This is a genomic window from Streptosporangium sp. NPDC004631 (genome assembly GCF_053601935.1).
The window spans coordinates 115,213-132,664 of record NZ_JBSGCR010000009.1 but is presented as its reverse complement, the minus strand read 5'-3'; the positions used below and the strand labels follow the sequence as shown (position 1 = coordinate 132,664).

17 protein-coding genes are annotated in these 17,452 nt (G+C 70.9%); 7 read left to right on the top strand and 10 right to left on the bottom strand.

The genetic code is table 11. The features are described from left to right. Positions 1 to 7 precede the first annotated feature (7 nt). From aroC to bar, 4 genes are all read right to left on the bottom strand, one after another. The gene (gene aroC, locus ACWEF2_RS12205) at positions 8 to 1,186 is read right to left on the bottom strand and encodes a chorismate synthase (protein ID WP_453814478.1); all 1,179 of its coding nucleotides are present in this window, start codon (positions 1,184 to 1,186) and stop codon (positions 8 to 10) included. A 165-nt stretch (positions 1,187 to 1,351) separates the two neighbouring features. Continuing rightward, positions 1,352 to 2,101, bottom strand: a complete 750-nt coding sequence (locus tag ACWEF2_RS12200) for a prepilin peptidase (protein ID WP_453814476.1) — start codon at positions 2,099 to 2,101, stop codon at positions 1,352 to 1,354. 165 nt (positions 2,102 to 2,266) lie between these two features. After that, a complete protein-coding gene (locus ACWEF2_RS12195) occupies positions 2,267 to 2,821 on the bottom strand; it encodes an SseB family protein (protein ID WP_453814474.1) in 555 nt (184 codons plus the stop codon). Between the two features lie 46 nt (positions 2,822 to 2,867). Then, entirely contained in the window at positions 2,868 to 3,959 is a 1,092-nt protein-coding gene (gene bar / locus ACWEF2_RS12190) for a barbiturase (RefSeq protein ID WP_453814472.1), read from the bottom strand. A gap of 830 nt (positions 3,960 to 4,789) precedes the next feature. On the opposite strand from bar, the gene ACWEF2_RS12185 reads away from it, so the two are divergent. After that, positions 4,790 to 5,788 (top strand): cation diffusion facilitator family transporter, encoded by a 999-nt coding sequence (locus ACWEF2_RS12185; protein ID WP_453814470.1) that lies wholly within the window; start codon positions 4,790 to 4,792, stop codon positions 5,786 to 5,788. A gap of 37 nt (positions 5,789 to 5,825) precedes the next feature. Here the strand turns inward: ACWEF2_RS12185 and ACWEF2_RS12180 are convergent, their stop codons facing one another. After that, the gene (locus ACWEF2_RS12180) at positions 5,826 to 6,386 is read right to left on the bottom strand and encodes a TetR/AcrR family transcriptional regulator (protein ID WP_453814468.1); all 561 of its coding nucleotides are present in this window, start codon (positions 6,384 to 6,386) and stop codon (positions 5,826 to 5,828) included. An 81-nt stretch (positions 6,387 to 6,467) separates the two neighbouring features. On the opposite strand from ACWEF2_RS12180, the gene ACWEF2_RS12175 reads away from it, so the two are divergent. Continuing rightward, the gene (locus ACWEF2_RS12175) at positions 6,468 to 8,036 is read left to right on the top strand and encodes an MDR family MFS transporter (RefSeq protein ID WP_453814466.1); all 1,569 of its coding nucleotides are present in this window, start codon (positions 6,468 to 6,470) and stop codon (positions 8,034 to 8,036) included. Between the two features lie 91 nt (positions 8,037 to 8,127). Here the strand turns inward: ACWEF2_RS12175 and ACWEF2_RS12170 are convergent, their stop codons facing one another. From ACWEF2_RS12170 to ACWEF2_RS12160, 3 genes are all read right to left on the bottom strand, one after another. Continuing rightward, the gene (locus ACWEF2_RS12170; protein WP_453814465.1) at positions 8,128 to 9,381 is read right to left on the bottom strand and encodes a hypothetical protein; all 1,254 of its coding nucleotides are present in this window, start codon (positions 9,379 to 9,381) and stop codon (positions 8,128 to 8,130) included. A 233-nt stretch (positions 9,382 to 9,614) separates the two neighbouring features. Further along, a complete protein-coding gene (locus tag ACWEF2_RS12165; RefSeq protein ID WP_453814463.1) occupies positions 9,615 to 10,151 on the bottom strand; it encodes a carboxymuconolactone decarboxylase family protein in 537 nt (178 codons plus the stop codon). Continuing rightward, on the bottom strand, positions 10,151 to 10,705 hold the full coding sequence (locus ACWEF2_RS12160; protein ID WP_453814461.1) for a peroxiredoxin: 555 nt from the start codon (positions 10,703 to 10,705) through the stop codon (positions 10,151 to 10,153). The genes ACWEF2_RS12165 and ACWEF2_RS12160 overlap by 1 nt, the downstream gene beginning before the upstream one ends. A 96-nt stretch (positions 10,706 to 10,801) precedes the next feature. Between ACWEF2_RS12160 and ACWEF2_RS12155 the strand changes: the two genes are divergently transcribed. Beyond that, complete coding sequence (locus tag ACWEF2_RS12155) at positions 10,802 to 11,746, top strand: LysR substrate-binding domain-containing protein (RefSeq protein WP_453814459.1); 945 nt, start codon at positions 10,802 to 10,804, stop codon at positions 11,744 to 11,746. Positions 11,747 to 11,795: 49 nt separating this feature from the next. Here the strand turns inward: ACWEF2_RS12155 and ACWEF2_RS12150 are convergent, their stop codons facing one another. Continuing rightward, on the bottom strand, positions 11,796 to 12,947 hold the full coding sequence (locus ACWEF2_RS12150) for a pyridoxal phosphate-dependent aminotransferase (protein WP_453814614.1): 1,152 nt from the start codon (positions 12,945 to 12,947) through the stop codon (positions 11,796 to 11,798). Between the two features lie 309 nt (positions 12,948 to 13,256). Between ACWEF2_RS12150 and ACWEF2_RS12145 the strand changes: the two genes are divergently transcribed. From ACWEF2_RS12145 to ACWEF2_RS12130, 4 genes are read left to right on the top strand one after another with little or no spacing between them, the layout of a single operon-like run. Then, positions 13,257 to 14,207: a DUF418 domain-containing protein gene (locus ACWEF2_RS12145; protein WP_453814457.1), complete on the top strand. Its 951-nt coding sequence runs from the start codon at positions 13,257 to 13,259 to the stop codon at positions 14,205 to 14,207. After that, positions 14,204 to 14,998 (top strand): carbon-nitrogen hydrolase family protein, encoded by a 795-nt coding sequence (locus ACWEF2_RS12140; RefSeq protein WP_453814455.1) that lies wholly within the window; start codon positions 14,204 to 14,206, stop codon positions 14,996 to 14,998. Before ACWEF2_RS12145 ends, ACWEF2_RS12140 begins: the two co-directional genes overlap by 4 nt. A 9-nt stretch (positions 14,999 to 15,007) precedes the next feature. Next, on the top strand, positions 15,008 to 15,469 hold the full coding sequence (locus ACWEF2_RS12135) for a hypothetical protein (protein ID WP_453814453.1): 462 nt from the start codon (positions 15,008 to 15,010) through the stop codon (positions 15,467 to 15,469). Further along, the gene (locus ACWEF2_RS12130) at positions 15,466 to 15,897 is read left to right on the top strand and encodes a hypothetical protein (protein ID WP_453814451.1); all 432 of its coding nucleotides are present in this window, start codon (positions 15,466 to 15,468) and stop codon (positions 15,895 to 15,897) included. Before ACWEF2_RS12135 ends, ACWEF2_RS12130 begins: the two co-directional genes overlap by 4 nt. 34 nt (positions 15,898 to 15,931) lie before the next feature. Here the strand turns inward: ACWEF2_RS12130 and ACWEF2_RS12125 are convergent, their stop codons facing one another. Then, the gene (locus ACWEF2_RS12125; protein WP_453814449.1) at positions 15,932 to 17,425 is read right to left on the bottom strand and encodes a carboxyl transferase domain-containing protein; all 1,494 of its coding nucleotides are present in this window, start codon (positions 17,423 to 17,425) and stop codon (positions 15,932 to 15,934) included. Positions 17,426 to 17,452 lie beyond the last annotated feature (27 nt).

Below are 17,452 nucleotides of genomic sequence, written 5' to 3'. Positions count from 1 at the left end.
CGCCCGCTCACTTGATCACCATCGACGAAAGGTAACCGGACAGGTTGCGGGCGACCTCCTCGACGGAGTCGCCGCCGAACTTCTCGATCGCGGCGTCGGCGAGGACCAGCGCGACCATCGCCTCGGCGACGATCGCGGCGGCCGGGACCGCGCACACGTCGGAGCGCTCGTGGTGGGCCCTGGCGGCCTCGCCGGTCAGCACATCGATGGTGGCCAGCGCCCGGGGCACCGTGGAGATCGGCTTCATCGCCGCGCTGACCCGCAGCGGCTCACCGTTGGTCATGCCGCCCTCGACCCCGCCCGCCCGGTTGGTGATGCGGCGCACGCCGGCCTCGGTGTTCTCGATCTCGTCGTGGGCCCGGGAGCCCCGGCGGCGGGCGGTCTCGAAGCCGTCGCCGACCGCGACCCCCTTGATCGCCTGGATGCCCATCAACGCGGCGGCGAGCCGGGAGTCGAGACGGCGATCCCAGTGGGTGTAGCTGCCCAGGCCGGGCGGCAGGCCGTAGGCGAGCACCTCGACGACGCCGCCGAGGGTGTCGCCCTCCCGGTGCGCGGTGTCGATCTCGGCCACCATCGCGGCGCTGCCGTCCGCGTCGGCGCAGCGCACCGGGTCGGCGTCGACCGCCTCCATGTCACCGGGACCGGGGAGGACGCCTTCGGCGACCCGCGCCTCACCGATCGAGACGACGTGGCTGACGATGTCGACGCCGAGGGCCTGCTTCAGGAAGTTGCGGGCGACCTGGCCGAGCGCGACACGGGCGGCGGTCTCACGGGCGCTGGCCCGGTCCAGCACCGGGCGGGCGTCGTCGAAACCGTACTTCTGCATGCCCGCGAGGTCGGCGTGGCCGGGGCGGGGGCGCGAGCGCGGCGCGTTACGGGCCTGGCCCTCCAGCAGGGCCGGATCGACCGGGTCAGCCGCCATGACCGTCTCCCACTTGGGCCACTCGGTGTTGCCCACCCGGACGGCGACGGGGCTGCCAAGCGTGCGGCCGTGCCGTACGCCGCCCACGATGTTCACCACATCCTGCTCGAACTTCATCCGGGCGCCCCGGCCGTAACCCAGGCGACGCCTGGCCAACGCCCTGTCGATATCGGCCGTGGTCACCTCCACCCCGGCGGGCAATCCCTCCAGGATCGCGACGAGCTCGGGGCCGTGGGACTCTCCGGCGGTCAACCAGCGCAACATGGTGACAAGTCTTCCATGTGCCGCCCACTGAAATGGCCGCGGCTCACTGACTGAGACGTCGATGGGCGAGGCCCGATCTCCCGGCCGGCCCAGCCCCCGTCCCCGCCCGCCTGCCCTCGGACGGGGCGGGGGCCGGATCGCCGTACGCAGGCGGATCCAGCGGATCTAGAGGCCGACCCCCACGAGCACCGCGCCGAACGCGCCAATGATCATAAAGGGGCCGAAGGGGATCTCGGTCTTGCGGTGTGCCCGCCGCAGCGCGATGAGCAGCACGCCGTAGAGGCCGCCGAGCAGGTAGGTGAGGAAGGTCCCGGTGAGCAGGTGGGTCCAGCCGAGCCAGCCCATCGCGCTGCCCAGGGCCAGTGCGAGCTTGGCGTCGCCCAGCCCGACTCCGGCCGGGTTGATGAGAAACAGGAGCAGATAGAAGGCGCCCAGCACCAGGCCGCCGAGGACGGCCCGCGCCAGGTCGCCGGAGCGCTGCTCGGTGAGGGCCGTCACCGACAGCAGGGCGATGAAGCCGGCGTAGGCGGGCAGCGTCAGCCGATCGGGGAGCCGGTAGACGGCCAGATCGACGAAGGCCAGCGGGACCGCGAGCACGGCCAGCCAGCCGAAGGCGGCCAGCTCGCCGGGGGAGGCGGTCTCCGCCGCGAGGCTCAGCAGGAGCAGCGCGGTGATCAGCTCGACCGACAGCGGCGGGGGGCCGATCGGCACCGCGCAGTTCGGGCAGCGACCGGTGGGCCACAGCGCGGGCCACTCCCCCGCCCTCTCCGGCAGCAGGCGGCGGGCGCAGGCGGGGCAGCGGACACGCGGAGGCCGGTCATGACCGACCGAGTGGCGGAACACGGCCGCGCGCTGGGGACTCCCGGCCACCAGCGCGACCGCGATCGACGTCATGACCCACCAGGGTGGGATCACAGGTCCATCCCGTCGGGCCCGTCCGGCTCACCCGGCCGCGTCCGCGGACCGTCGCCGCCACGGAGTCGTCCGCCGCGCTCAGCCACGGCCCGGCCGCGATTCACCACGTTCGTCCACGGTCCGACCATAAACGGGGTGAGGTGCCGGTGTCCCGGGAAACCCAGGTCAGCCGCGCCCGCGGAACGGCCAGCCGAACCGGCGGCGCCGGGAGGCGGGGGCGGCCTCCGCCATCCGCGCCACGGTGACCTCGGGTCCCAGCCGGTCGACGGTGCCCGACTCGGCCGCGGCGAACGCCCGCAGGACGCCGCCCTCGATCACGAAGGGCACCGGGCCCGCCACGTCGACGACCACGGCCGCCGCGTCCTCGTGCACCGCCGCCTGACAGACCTGAGGGGTCGTGGCCTGGATGGGGCGGGCGTCGGGGCGCCAGAGCCTCAGCGACTCGATCCCGGTGAAGGCGAGCACGGCCTCGCGCCCGTCCCCGCCGACGAGCTTCGGCAGGGCCATCTCGCTCTCCTTCTCCTGCCGCAGCCCGTCCGCCCCGACCTCGGACTCCGTCAGCAGGGCCACCACCGGGACGAGCAGCCGCGCCCCGCCCAGCGCGGCCAGCACCGCGCCCGCGTCGGCGCCACCGGCCGAGAAGGCCGCGAGCGTGGACGACACGGCGGCGTCGGCGGCACCGTCGTCGCCGGGGACCAGGGGCTGGGGAATGCTCGGCACGTCTCGGGAGCCTACCCGCGCCGGAGACGGGGTGGAACACGGAGAGTCAGCCCAGGTCGGCGATGGCGGCCACCGGCCCGCCGCCGCTGGGGCCCTGGTGGACCGCGGCGACCGAGACGAAGACGGCCGGGTCTCCGGTGACGCTGGCCGCGACGCCGCCGACCGTGGCCTTGATCTGGCGGTGCCAGTGCACGTCGGAGTCGTCGAGCATGATGTTGCGGCGTCCCCGGACGCTGCCCGACGGGTCGGCCTCGCACTTCATGAAGACGTTGACCAGCCTGCCGCCCAGGTCGGAGGGGTGGGGGCGGTCCGGCAGGTCGATCCCGCTGGAGCGGATCGCCGCCCAGATGCCGTCGGCGTCCAGCGCGTCCTTCATGACCGAGTGGCCGATCCGGTAACGGCCGCCGATGCCCCGGACGTTGCCGACGACCACGATCTGCGCTCGGTCGAGCTCGACGCCCGAGGAACAGGACGCGACCGAGGAGTAGAGCGACAGGTCGCGGTGGATCTGCCCTGCCGCGGGCATCTCGATCTCGCCGAGCGCGACGGCGACGCCGAGGGCGGTGGTGGAGTTGGAGATGTCCATGGAGGGACCGGTGTCCTCGATGACCACGTCCCTGCCCCGGGATTTGGCGTCGTTGATGGTGGCCAGGGTCAGCAGGGGTGTCTTGGTCTGGACGTAGTGGACGTCGGCGGGGTCGTCGATACCGGCGATCTTCATGGCCTCGCGGACGCCCGCCGCGACCTTCTCCACCATGGCGGGGCGGCCGATGTCCTCGGGGAGGATGACGTCGCTCATCGCGACGCCGACGCTGACGCGCGGCTCATCGCCGGGCTCGGCGTTCGCCGTGGTGGCGAAGATCGTCGCATGCGGGCTGAGCACGCCGTCGGTGCCGCCGGACCACACCAGCGGGACGCTCTCGGGGGACGGATGCCCCTTGGCGGCGAGCACCTCGCGGAAGGCGCGGTCGGCCAGGATCCGGGTGTAGTCGTTCACGCCGCCGTTGCCCTCGGTCTTGCCGATCACCGCGAGCACCCGGTGCGCCTCGATCACCCCGTCGTCGATGAGCCTGCTCAGCCCGGAGGCGTCGGTAACGCTCTCGATCGCCACCTTGCGCACTTCAATCGGTTCCGGCATCACTGCCACCTTTCGGTCCTTCGACAGGGCACGTCAATCGGGTCAGACTCACTCTCGCACCACGGTGTCCGCCTCCCCGGTGACCGCCGCTCCGAGACAGGCCGGGCAGGTGCGCGTCACCCGGTCGCCACCTCGCTCGGCGGAGGTCGCCCTGGGTGTGGCACACCCGGCGACCGGCCGGCGCGGTCAGCGGTCGTTCACCCACACGGCGACGCTAACCGCCTCTCCTGCCCGACTCATGGTCACTCTTTGCCCAAGCAGACGCCGTTCTTCGATGAGAATCGCCGTCTTGGATACCGGCGAGGCCTCTCGGTCACCCCCTTTTCCGTCTCTCCGGTCACCCCGAACGCGGCAGCCGGCACCATCTGCCACCCCCTGAGAGACGAAGTACCGAAAATAGCTAAACAGCATCCAATGACATCTACGCGCGACGCGCTCCCCGGAAACCCCCTGCCGCCGAGGTCGTCACCGATGGTCAGAGGCGGCATCCGTTCACCGGGCACATCCTCCGACCTGCCGAAGGAGAGAGGGGCAACCGTCTTCTCAGCAACGTCGGACGCGCCGGACCGGCCGTCGGCCATGGCGGATAAGAGCGGCAGAGCTCTATCCTTTTCCAAAGGCGGTTAGGAAATCCAACATAGAATGAAAAAATCACCTTTATGCCATCAATGCCACCCGAACCGCCACTCAACTCCATGAGGAAAGCCCATGTTCACCGCGGACACATTTCCGGCTCACCCTACACAAAAAGACTCCGGGGCCTTGTCTCGCCACGCTTAATCTGCATAATATCTGAGCAACTGTTCAAGTATTGAGGGACGGATCTCGGGATGGGTCACGGACATGGTCACGGGCACGGGCACGGGCACGGGCACGGGCACGGGGCGAACGCCGACCGGCGTTATCTCGGGGCGGCGCTGGTGCTGCTGGTGGTCTTCATGGCGGCCGAGGTCATGGTCGGCATCCTCGCCAACTCGATCGCGCTGATCTCCGACGCCGGGCACATGCTCACCGACGCGGCCTCCATCGCACTGGCCCTGATCGCGATGAACATGGCCGCCCGCCCCGCCCGGGGCGCCTACACCTTCGGCTGGAAGCGCGCCGAGATCCTGTCGGCGGCGATCAACGGGCTGACGTTCGCGCTGCTCGTCGTCTACTTCGTCTACGAGGGTGTCCGGCGGCTGATCGAGCCGCCCGAGGTGCAGGGTCCCGCGGTCCTCGGCACGGCCCTGGCCGGAATCGCGGTCAACGCCGCCGCCGCGTGGCTCATCGCCAGGGCCGACCGGAGCAGCCTCAACGTCGAGGGCGCCTTCCAGCACATCCTGAACGACATGTACGCCTTCGTCTCCACCGCGATCGCGGGCGCGGTCGTCTGGTTCACCGGCTGGGGCCGGGCCGACGCGATCGCCGCCCTGGTCGTCGCGGCGCTGATGGGCAAGGCCGCCTACGCCCTGCTGCGCGAGGCCGGGCGCGTCCTGTTCGAGGCCGCGCCCGCCGGCACGCATCCGGCCGAGGTGAGCGCGGCGATCGCCGCCCACGCGGGGGTCACCGGCGTGGCGGATCTCCACGTGTGGACGGTGACCAGCGGTTTCCCCGCGCTGTCGGCGCACGTGACCGTCGAGCCCGGCGGTGACTGCCACCGGGTCCGCCGCGAGCTGGCCGAGCTGCTGCACGAGCGGTTCCACATCGAGCACACCACCCTGCAGGTCGACCACATCCCGGGTACGGACTGCCGGATCACAACGGTCCGCGACGGCTTCGAGGCACGGACGAGAAGGAGACAGGCCGGAGCGCCGGGGGCCGGCAGGAGCAGGACGGCCTCACCATAGTTGTGAAGGCCGCCCCACGGAGAGGGGGCGCGGGCGCTCACCCCCTGAGACAGGCTTCGAAGACCCCCGTGAGCCGTGCGACCACCGTCTCGTGGTCGGGTGAGTCGAGCGCGTCCGGGCCGTAGAGCTGGCGGAGCGTGCCGGCGCCGGTGATGAGCGAGGCGGCGACGGTCGCCCGGAAGACCGCGTCCGGCCCGGACAGCCGCGCGGTCAGCGGCTCCAGGATCGCCGAGGTGACCCGGTCCCTGATGATCCCGTGGATCTCCGGGCTGGTGGACGATCGGCTGAGCGCCGCCATCACCGGACTTCCCTGGTCCGAGCGGAGCCGTTCGGCCACGTACTCGGCCAGACGGCGGGGCAGTTCCTCCTCCGGGACCTCCAGCACGCCGGGGAAGCGCCCCCGCATGGCCAGCACCTCGGCGAACAGTTCCCGTTTGGCGCCGAAGTAACGGTTGATCAGCGCGATGTTGGCGTCCGCCTCCGCCGAGATCAGGCGCATCGTCACCTGGTCGTAGCCGAGCTCGGTGAACAGCCGGTGGGCGGCGTCGAGAATCCGCCGTCTCGTGCCCTCCCTGTTCCGGTGCCGTATCTCCTCCACCTGCCCGATCCTTCCAGATTTGACGAGTAAACAAGCGTCTACTAATTTCATATGCATCGTACATATATTGAGGGATGACTCATGCTGACCGGACAGCAGGTCCAGGCCGAGGTGACACCACGTTTCACTCACAGACAGGTGCTGGAGATCCTGGCCGGGCTGATGCTCGCCATGCTGACGTCGATGATCTCGACGTCCGTGGTGGGAACGGCGCTGCCGACGATCGTGGGCACGCTCGGCGGTCAGGATCAGCTCGCCTGGGTGGCGAGCGCGACACTGCTCACCATGACGGCCTCCACCCCGCTCTGGGGCAAGCTGTCGGACCTGTACGGCCGCAAGCTCATGTTCCAGGCCTCCCTGTTGATCTTCGTGATCTCCTCCATCGCCGCCGGTTTCTCCCAGGACATGCCCCAGCTCATCGCGGCCAGAGCCGCACAGGGCATCGGCGCCGGCGGCCTCGCCGCGCTGCCGCAGATCATCCTGGGTGACGTGGTGGAGCCCCGCGAGCGGGGCCGTTACTCCGGCTACATCGGCGCGGTCTTCGGCGTCTCGACCGTGGCCGGGCCGCTGCTCGGCGGGTTCGTCGTGGACAACATGTCCTGGCGCTGGACGTTCTGGATCTGCGTGCCGCTGGCCGTGGTCGCGTTCACGGTCATCCAGAAGGTGCTCAAGCTGCCGCTGATCCGCCGTGACACCAGGATCGACTGGTGGGGGGCCACCTTCATCACCGGCGGCACCACCGCGCTGATGCTGCTGCTCTCCCTCGGCGGCCAGGGGTTCGACTGGAATTCCGGCTGGACCTACGGCCTGGGCGCGCTGAGCCTGGCACTGTTCGGCCTCGCCGTCATCGCCGAGCGCGGGGCCGCCGACCCCATCCTGCCTCCGCACCTGTTCCGCGATCGCACCGTCGTGCTCACCAGCGTCGCGTCCCTGCTCATCGGCGCCGCGATGTTCGGCGCGCTGATGTTCCTCCCGCAGTATCTGCAGATCGTCAAGGGCATGAGCCCCACCGGCTCCGGCCTGATGACCGTGCCCATGGTGATCGGCCTGCTCGTCTCCTCGATCGCGGTCGGCCGGTTCGTCACCAGGACCGGCCGCTGGAAGATATTCCCCGTGGTGGGCATGCTGCTGGTGGCGGTCGGACTGTTCCTGCTCTCCCGGCTGCACGTCGACAGCTCACTGACGATCATCGGTGTCGACACCACGGTGCTGGGCATCGGTCTCGGCGCCTCCATGCAGATACTGATCCTGGCCGCGCAGAACGCCGTCACCCGCGCCGACCTCGCCTCCACCACCTCGGCGGTGACCTTTTTCCGCTCGCTCGGCGGCGCGGTCGGCGTGGCCGCCTTCGGCGCGATCCTGTCCAACCGGCTCAGCGCGGAACTGATCTCCCTGGCCGGGGCCGCCCACCTGCCTCTGACGGGCGGCGTGGAGGGCGGCCTCGGCTCCCCCGAGGCCATCCGCCACCTGCCGGCCCCGCTGCTGGAGGTGATCCTGGAGGCGTTCACCCGAGCCATCCACATGGTCTTCCTGGTGGGCGTGCCGATCGCCCTGCTGGCCGCGGTGGCCGCGGTGATGCTGAAGGAGCTCCCCCTCCGCTCCGCCCGGCCCGCCCCCGCCGAGGAGACCGCCCCCCCTGTCCCCGCCTAACCGGGAACACCCTCACACCGCCCGGGATCGGCCCACCTCTCCGCCGGTCCCGGGCGCTCGCGCGTCGTCCGGCGAGGCCACCCGGCAGGGGTCAGGTCGACCGGTCGCCCGCCGTTGTCAGGACGCGCAGTTCCCGGGCGGCGGGCAGGGTGCGAGCCCGCGCGGGAAGGGACGCGTACACGCGGGCCGCCATGCGTGTCACGGCGGTGGTCCGGTGCCCGGCGGGCAGATCGGCCATGGCGGACCCGGCCGCGTTCAGGCCGTCGCGGACCTCCCCCCTATTGACGAGGTACCACCCCATCTTCAGTTCCGCACGAGCACGGCTGCACCGGTCTGCCTGCCCATAGCGTGCGATCTCACTGGCAAGGTCGTCATACACGTCGGCATCCCCGGTCGCGGTCAGAACACCGGTGCGAACCGACAGCAGCCGTTCCTCGGGATATCCCCAGATCGCCGCCCGCTCGCCGGTCACGTCCGCGGGCAACCGCTCGAACAGGTCCCGCAGCTCGTCAAGTGCCCGCCGAGCACTTTCAGTGTCCTGGGAGCCATCTAGCTTCGCGCGGGTTGTCAGGGCCTCCGCGAGACCGCAGCTCGGCCGGTCGTCCGCGAGCTGCTCCACATCGCGAAGGAGCCTCAGAGCCAGCGTGTTCATTCCGACGGTCTGAGCGACAAGGGCCTGCCTGCCAAGCGTCCAGATGCTCAGTTCCCGGTCGCCGGAGGCGTCAGCGGTACGCCGGGCGATGCGCCACCAGCGCGAGGCCGTGAGAAAGTCGCCGGTCTCACTGAGCGCCATGGCCATCAGTGCGGCGAATTGAGCACCCACTCGCCGCATTCTCACCCGATCAAGGTCAGGTCTGCGATCGAGAGCATGTTGAAGCTCGGCGATATCGGCGGACAGATAACCGATCAGAGCGGCCGGAGACATCACACGGAGCGCGCACGCGTGGTCATAGGCAGTCCGCTCCCAGTCCTCCACGGCCAGATCATCGGTCGCGCCAAGGACACGGCCCAGACCTGAGCGAAGGATTTCCAGGGCATCCATCGGTATCGCCGCCCCGGCTGTGAGCGTGGTGAGGATCTGTGTGACCGCGCGGCGTTCCATGTCGTCTCCATCTGGCACCTTCCGAATGAACCTATCTCCGGGTGGCCACTTCCGATCGAAGACGCGCGGCGCGGAGTCGGCGAGCGCCACGAACAATGACTCGACCAGGGCGTCGTCAACACGTCCCTGTGTCGTTGGCACCGCGTCCCGGGGGAACGACCCGCCATCGAAAACGGCCGACGGGCGGCTCTGCGGCGGCATCGAGGGCGCGTCCTCGGCGGCGAAGAGTTCCGCTTCCGCCATGTCGAACACCCGGCAGTACAGGATGCGGTACGGGTCCCTGGGCTGGTGGTTCCCAGCCTCATACGACTTGATCGCATGATCGTGTCAGGCGGGGTTCCAGCCTTACTCCGCCCTGAAGGACGGAGTCTGCGGCCCGCAACAAGTTCGATCAGTCGCGAGGCGGTTTTCGGCTTCGCGGCCGGACACACGAACGGTGGGCGCTCCGGAGAGCGCCCACCGCCTGCCGCGGGGGATCAGATCGAGGCCAGGGCCGCCTCGGACTCCAGGACCGCGGCGACCGCGTTGACGACCGCGGCGATCCGGACGGCCTCCTGCACCTGCTCGCGGGGCATGCCCGACTGACGGAGCACCGACTCGTGGGACTCCAGGCAGCGGCCACAGCCGTTGAGGGCGGAGACCGCCAGGCACCAGAGCTCGAAGTCGACCTTGTCCACACCGGGGTTGCCGATGACGGTCATCCGGAGCCTGGCGGGCATCGCGGCGTACGTCTCGTCACCGATCAGGTGCATCGACCGGTAGTAGACGTTGTTCATCGCCATGATCGCAGCCGCGGCCTTCGCGGCCCGGAAGGCCTCGGCCGACAGGTTGTCGGCGGCCTCGGCGGCGACCTCGGTGATCACCCGCGAGGACTTCGTCGCCACGGCGCAGGCGAGCAGCGTTCCCCAGAGCTGCTGTTCACCCAGCGACGAGGTGGTGACGAGCGAGCCCAGGTTGAGCTTGATGTCCTTGGCGAACTCGGGAAGGGCACTCTTGAGGCCGTCGATCGACATCAGGCGCCGGCCAGCAGCTTCTTCGCGTCCAGCACGGCCTCGCCCTTGTTCCAGTTGCACGGGCAGAGCTCGTCCGACTGGAGCGCGTCGAGGACGCGGAGGACCTCCTTGACGTTGCGGCCGACGGAGCCCGCGGTCACCATGACGAACTGGATCTCGTTGTTCGGGTCCACGATGAAGGTGGCGCGCTGGGAGACGCCGTCGGCACCCAGGATGCCCAGCTCGGCCGAGAGCTCGCGCTTGATGTCGGACAGCATCGGGAAGGGCAGGTCGCGCAGGTCGGGGTGGTCCTTGCGCCAGGCGTGGTGGACGAACTCCGAGTCGACGGAGAAGCCCAGGATCTGGGCGTCACGGTCGGCGAACTCGCCCTCCAGACGGCCGAACTCGGCGATCTCGGTCGGGCAGACGAAGGTGAAGTCCTTCGGCCACGCGAAGTAGACCTTCCACTTGCCCTCGTAGGACTTCTGGTTGATCTGGGAGAAGGCGTTGTCCGCGTCCAGAGAGACGCAGGCGGTCAGCTCGAACTCAGGAAAGTGGTCACCGATGGTGAGCAAGTCCGGATCTCCTTCACAGGGGACGTCGTTGTCGTATCCCACACTGCCTCACGTACCATTGATATGAGAAATCGAGTAGTCGAACGAGTCTGAGAGGTGTTCCCTATCAGTGAGCCGGTCCCCACCCTCGCTCAGCTGCGCGCATTCCTCGCGGTCGCCGACCACCTGCACTTCCGGGAGGCGGCCGTCTCGCTCCGGATGAGCCAGTCCGCGCTGTCCAGCGCGGTGTCGGCCCTGGAGGAGACCCTGCACACTCAGTTACTGGAACGCACCACCAGGAAGGTCCTGCTGACCCCGGCGGGCGAGCGGGCCGCGGCGCACGCGGCCCGGGCGCTCAAGGCGGTCGAGGACCTGATGGACGAGGTCGCCCACAACCGGGAGCCCTTCCGCGGCCCGGCGCACCTGGGAGTGATCCCCACGGTGGCCCCCTACATCCTTCCCGCGCTGCTGCCGATGTTCTCCCGGAGGTTTCCGAGGCTCAAACTGACCGTGCACGAGGCCAAGACCGAGACCATCCTGGAGGAGGTGCGCGAGGGCCGGCTGGACATGGTGCTGCTGGCGCTGCCGACCGAGGCCACCGGGTTGATCGAGGAACCCCTCTACGAGGAGGACTTCCTGCTCGCCGTCCCCGCGGGTCACCCGCTGTCGGGCGACGACGGGCCGGTGGACAGGAACGTGCTCAAGGGGCTGGACATCGTGCTGCTCAACCAGGGACACTGCCTGCGCGAGCAGGCCGTCGACGTCTGCCGCGAGGTGGGCGCGCGGGCCACGGCCGCCACCTACGCGACCAGCCTGCCCACCCTGGTCCAGCTGGTCGCGGGCGGTCTCGGCGTGACGCTGCTGCCGGAGTCGGCGGTCCAGGTGGAGACGGGAAAGCGAGTACGGCTGGCGCTCCGCCGCTTCCGGCCCCCCGTCCCCGGCCGCACCATCGGCCTGGCCTACCGCGCGAGCTCCGCCAGGGCCGCGGAGTACGGCCAGCTGGCGAAGGCCGTCCGCGCCGCCCTCCGCGCCCGGCACCTCCCGATCCGCATCACGTCGTGACCGGTGCGGCTCACACCCGCGATCCGATGGAGGGGGCGCCCGGCCGCTCTCAGCCGCCGCCTCCCGCGAGGCGGGCCAGACGGTTCACAGCCTCGTCGATGACCTCGTTCTTCTTGCAGAAGGCGAAGCGGACGAAGTGGCCGCCGCGTTCGGGGTGGGCGTAGAAGACCTGGGTGGGGATGGCGACCACGCCCGCCAGGGACGGGAGCTCGCGGGTGAGGGCGAGGCCGTCGGTGAAGCCCAGGGGCCGGATGTCGGTCTGGACGAAGTAGGTGCCCGCCGGGCGGTAGACCTCGAAGCCCGCCGCCGAGAGGCCGGCCGTCAGCCGGTCGCGCTTGGCCTGCAGGTCGGCGCGGAGGGAGGAGACCCAGTCCAGCTCGTGGCGGAGACCGTGGGAGACGGCGAGCTGCCAGGGCGCGGCCGCGGTGAAGGTGAGGAACTGCTTGACGGTCTGGACGGCGCGGACGAACCGGGGCGGGGCGCAGATCCAGCCCGTTTTCCAGCCGGTGACCGAGAAGCTCTTGCCGGCCGATGAGATCATCACGGTGCGGTCGCGCATGCCGGGGAGGGTGGCCAGGGGGATGTGCTCGACGCCGTCGAAGGTGAGGTGTTCGTAGACCTCGTCGGTGACGGCGATCAGGTCGTGCTCCCGGCACAGGAGGGCGATCTCGTCCAGCTCGGCACGGGTGAAGACCGTTCCGGTGGGGTTGTGCGGGGAGTTGACGAGGATCATCCGGGTACGCGGTCCGACGGCGGCGCGCAGCTCCGCCGGGTCGAAGGTGAAGCGCCCTCCGGCCGGGCGGAGGGTGACCGGGCGCAGCACGGCTCCGGCCAGGGCGATGGAGGCGGCGTAGGAGTCGTAGTACGGCTCGAAGGCGATCACCTCGTCGCCGGTCTCGCAGAGCGCCAGGATCGAGGCCGCGATCGCCTCGGTGGCGCCGACGGTGACGAGGATCTCGCCGTCGGGGTCGTAGTCGAGGCCGTAGTGGTCCTTGCGGTGCTCGGAGACGGCCTGGCGCAGCTCGGGAACGCCCGGCCCCGGCGGATACTGGTTGAGGCCGCCGCGGATCGCCGAGACCGCCAGGTCGAGCATCGAGGCGGGCCCGTCGGTGTCCGGGAAGCCCTGTCCCAGGTTGATGGAGCCGGTCTGTACGGCGAGCGCCGACATCTCAGCGAAGATCGTCGTACCGAAACCACGCATGCGCGCCACCAGGGGATCATTCACACGGCCCAGCGTAATCCCGGCCGGTGGGGAGATCGAGTCCCCCACCGGGACCGGCGCGGCCCATCGGAGGCGGCACGGGACCGGCGCGGTACGGCCCACCGGGATCCACAGGACCGGCGCGGCGCGGTGTCCGGGAACGTCCGCGGCCGGACACCGGGCGGCCCCCGGATCCGGGATCGGCACATCGGCCGCAAGGAGGATCCGGCCGGATGACTTGCCTTACTTATGGACTTATGGCGGGAATTGTCGATACGACTTACTCATGTGATGGTACGTCTGGTTTCTGTGACCCGAAGGCTTCACGAACTGGACGCGCTCCGCGGATTCGCGGTGTGCGGGATCATGCTGGTCAACACCTGGCAGCACACGCGCGAGCACGTGGGGGCCACGGAGCGGAACACGGTGGACTGGGCGGTCGAGAACCTGCTGCAGAGCAGGTTCTATCCGATCTTCTCGTTTCTGTTCGGGCTCGGCGTCGTCCTCTTCCTCAGGTCGGCGGCCCGGCGGACCGGCAGTCCCCGGCTGGTGCTGCTGCGCAGGCTGGCGGTGCTGGGCTGCCTCGGCGCGGTCCACCAGTTGGTGAACCCGGGCGAGGTGCTCCTGCCGTACGCGGTCTTCGGGGTGCTGATCCTGCTGCCCGCCTCACTGCTCCCCCGGGCGGCGGTCCTGCTGCTCGGGATCGCCGTGACGGCCTGGGGGGTGCGCCAGGGAGGCGGGACGGTCCTCATCCCGGGGCTGTTCCTGCTGGGCATGGCCATGATGGAGTACGCGCCGCCCGAGCGGCTGCTGGCGCCCGTCTTCCTGATCTCCGTCGTGGCGGCGGTCGTGCTCGGCTACCTGTGGATCCGCTTCACGGGCGGAGACCGCCTGCTGTACTTCCGGGGGGTCTACCCGGCCGCCGGACTGGCCGCCGCGACGGCCTACTGCACCGGGCTGCTGCTGCTCCTGCGGACCCGGCTGCGCGACCCGCTGCTGGCACTGCTGAGCCCGCTCGGCCGGATGGCGCTGACCAACTACCTGACCGGCACCCTGATCATCCTGCCGGCGCTGCCGGCGCTCACCGCGGATCCGACCCGGATCACCGGGGTGGCACTGGCCGTCGCCGTGCTGGCGGGCCAGATCGTGTTCGGCAGGATGTGGCTGGAGAGGTTCCACTACGGCCCGCTCGAATGGCTGTGGCGGTGCCTCACCTGGATGGAGCGGGTGCCGGGAGGCCGGATAGGGTCACCCCTGTGACCCGTATCGCGCTCTGTCAGATCCCGGTCTCCGAGGAGCCCGCCGTCAACCTGCGCCGGGCCCGCGAGGCCCTGGCGGAGGCCGCCGCCGACGGCGCCGAGCTGGCGATCCTCCCCGAGGCCACGCTCACCCGGTACGGCAGGCGGATCACCGGCCTGGCCGAGCCGCTGGACGGCCCCTTCGTCAGCGCCCTGGCCGAATCCGCCAGGACGTTCGGGCTGTCGGTGATCGCGGGGGTCTTCGAGCCCGGAGACGGCCGGGTCCACAACACGGCGGTCGCCATCGACCCGTCGGGCGTGATCCGGGCGGCCTACCGGAAGATCCACCTGTTCGACTCCTTCGGCGCCCGGGAGTCCGAGCTGGTCTCGCCGGGTGAGAGCCCGACCGTGGTGGAGCTGGCCGGGCTCCGGATCGGCCTGGTCACCTGCTACGACGTCCGGTTCCCCGAGCTGACCCGGGCGCTGGTGGACCAGGGTGCCGAGCTGTTCGCGGTGATCGCCGCGTGGGGCTCGGGGCCGATGAAGGAGGAGCACTGGGCGACCCTGGTGCGGGCACGCGCGATCGAGAACACCACCTGGGTGGCGGCCGTCGGGCAGGCGCCGAACCCGGAGGCCGGGGACGGCTTCGGAATCGGCCGGAGCATGCTGGTCGACCCGATGGGCGTCGTCCGCGCCGACCTGGGCCCGGCGCCCGCTGTACAGACCTGCGTCCTCGATCCTCAGATCACGATTGCCACCCGGAATGCCCTACCGTGCCTGGAACACCGACGCCTTAAGGTCAGCAGATCGTAAAATGCGTCCGTGAGTGAGCCACCTGGGCGTAGAACGCAGATGCAGAAGGTCATCCCGCCTCGGCTGCTCGTGCCCTATCTGGCCGGCCGGCGGACCGTTGTCTCGGGATACGTCTATCGGGTGCAGGACTGCGCCCGCCTGACGACCCCGGCGCAACTCTTCGCGGGCCTCGACCTGGGGTTCGAGGGGTCGGAGCTGACCGTCACGAGCCCGGAGCTCTACCTGATGCGCTGGTTCGCCCGTGACGTCGACAACTACGCCGTTCCCTACGGTCCGCACATGGGTGGTGACTGGAACGATGCACCGCCGTTCGCCGGAAACGGCTTCACCACCTCGCGCGAGCACATGGTGCCGCAGTTCCACACCGCGCCCGTACCGATCCCCGCGGGAGCTGAGATCATCCACATGACCGCCGACGAGGAGCGCCTGTTCGGCCGCTACGACGGGCTCGGCTGGCGGCGGGCCTCATGACCGGCGGAGTCGAGCCGACGGCCTCGGGGTTCGTCGCCCACCACGGCGGCCGGACCTACGCGGCGGCCATGGGCCCCGGCGAGTCCGAGGTGGTGCTGTTCAGCGAGGAGGCCCTGGAGGGCTTCGAGGCCGCCTCCGGCTACTGGCGGGCGACGGTTCCCCGCGAGGAGCTCGACTGGCTGGTGCTGGTCCGCACCGTCGGCGCGTTCGGCGGCGAGCCCTGCCTGGTCCTCGACGTCTCCGAGGAGAACGGCGAGGAGAGCCTGCACATCGCCTACACCGGGCACAGCGGGCTGAAAGCCGAGGCGCTGGGCTACTGGATGGTCGACCACGGCGCCTACGAGGTCGTCGTCCCACGCGACGAGGTGTTCTCCATCAGGGTCGAGCGCGTCCCGATCCCGCTGACCCCGCCGGGAGGCGAGCCGTGACGCCCCCGCCTCCCGCACGGCCCCGGGCCGGGGCTCAGGCCCCGAGGGCGCGGTAGCGGGCCAGGCGGGCGGCGCGGCGGGCGGTGCCGTCCTGGCCCAGCAGGGCGGCGATCTCGTGTTCGAGCGTGCCGGCCACCCGGCGGCAGAACGCCTCGGGCTCGTAGACCGCGTCCGGCAGCTCCGGGATGATCCGGTCCACGATACCGTCGCGCCGCAGGTCGGCGGCTTTCACGCCCTGCGCGGCGGCGATCTCCGGGGCGAAGTCCACGCTGCGGTAGAGCAGCGCGGAGGCGCCCTCGGGAGGGAGCGGGGCGAGCCAGGCGTGCTGGGCGCAGAGCACCCGGTCCGCCGGGAGCAGGGCGAGGGCCGCGCCGCCCGCCCCCTCGCCGAGCAGCAGGCAGACGGTCGGGGCGTCGAGCGTCACCAGTTCGGCCAGGGACCGGGCGATCTCGGCGGCCAGGCCGCCCTCCTCGGCCGCCTTGGAGAGCGCGGCCCCGGAGGTGTCGATCACGGTGACCAGCGGCAGCCCCAGCTCCGCGGCCAGGCCCATGCCCCGCCGGGCGACCCGGAGCCCGGCCGGGCCGAGCGGGGCCGCCGTCCGCCGCCGGCTCCGGTCGTGGCCGAGCACGACGGCGGGAGCCGCGCCGAACCTGGCGAGCGCGATGAGCAGGCCGGGGTCGCTCTCCCCCGCGCCGGTGCCGTTGAGCGGGGTGACGTCACAGGCGCCGAACCGGAGCAGCTCCCGCACGCCGGGACGGTCGTCCCTGCGGGAGCGGCCGATCGCGTCCCACGCCCCGACCGGCTGGACGCGCCCGTCGGGCTCCGGCCCCGGCCGCAGCCCCGCACGCGGGGCGCACAGGACGGCGAGCACCCTGACGGCGACCTCCCGGACGTCCTCGGCCGAGACGACCGCGTCCACCAGGCCGTGGGCGAAAAGGTTCTCGGAGACCTGCACCCCCCCGGGGAAGGGGTAGCCGTGCAGCGACTCGAACACCCTCGGGCCGAGGAATCCGATCAGCGAGCCCGGCTCCGCCGCGGTGACGTGCCCGAGCGAACCCCAGGAGGCGAGGACGCCGCCTGTGGTGGGGTGGCGCAGGTAGACGACGTACGGCAGGCCGGCGGCGCGGTGGGCGGTCACCGCCGCGGTGATCTTCACCATCTGGACGAAGGCGAGCGCCCCCTCCTGCATCCGGGTGCCGCCGGAGGCCGGGGCGGCCAGCAGCGGGAGCCGCTCGGCCGTGGCGCGCTCGACCGCGGCGGTGAGGCGTTCGGCGGCGGCCGCCCCGATCGATCCGGCCAGGAAGGAGAACTCGCAGGCCACCACCGCGACCCGGCGTCCGTCCAGCAGCCCCTCACCGGAGATCACCGACTCGTCGTACCCGGTCCTGGCGCGGGCCGCGGCGAGTTCCTCCGCGTAGTCCGAGCCCGGCGGGGCGGGGTCGGCGGGTGTCTCGTCCCACGACCGCCACGTTCCCGGGTCGAGGACGGTGTCGATCAGTGTGCGGGCGTCGGGCCGGGCGGGGTTCACGGGCGGAACCCTCCGGCTCGGTCGTGA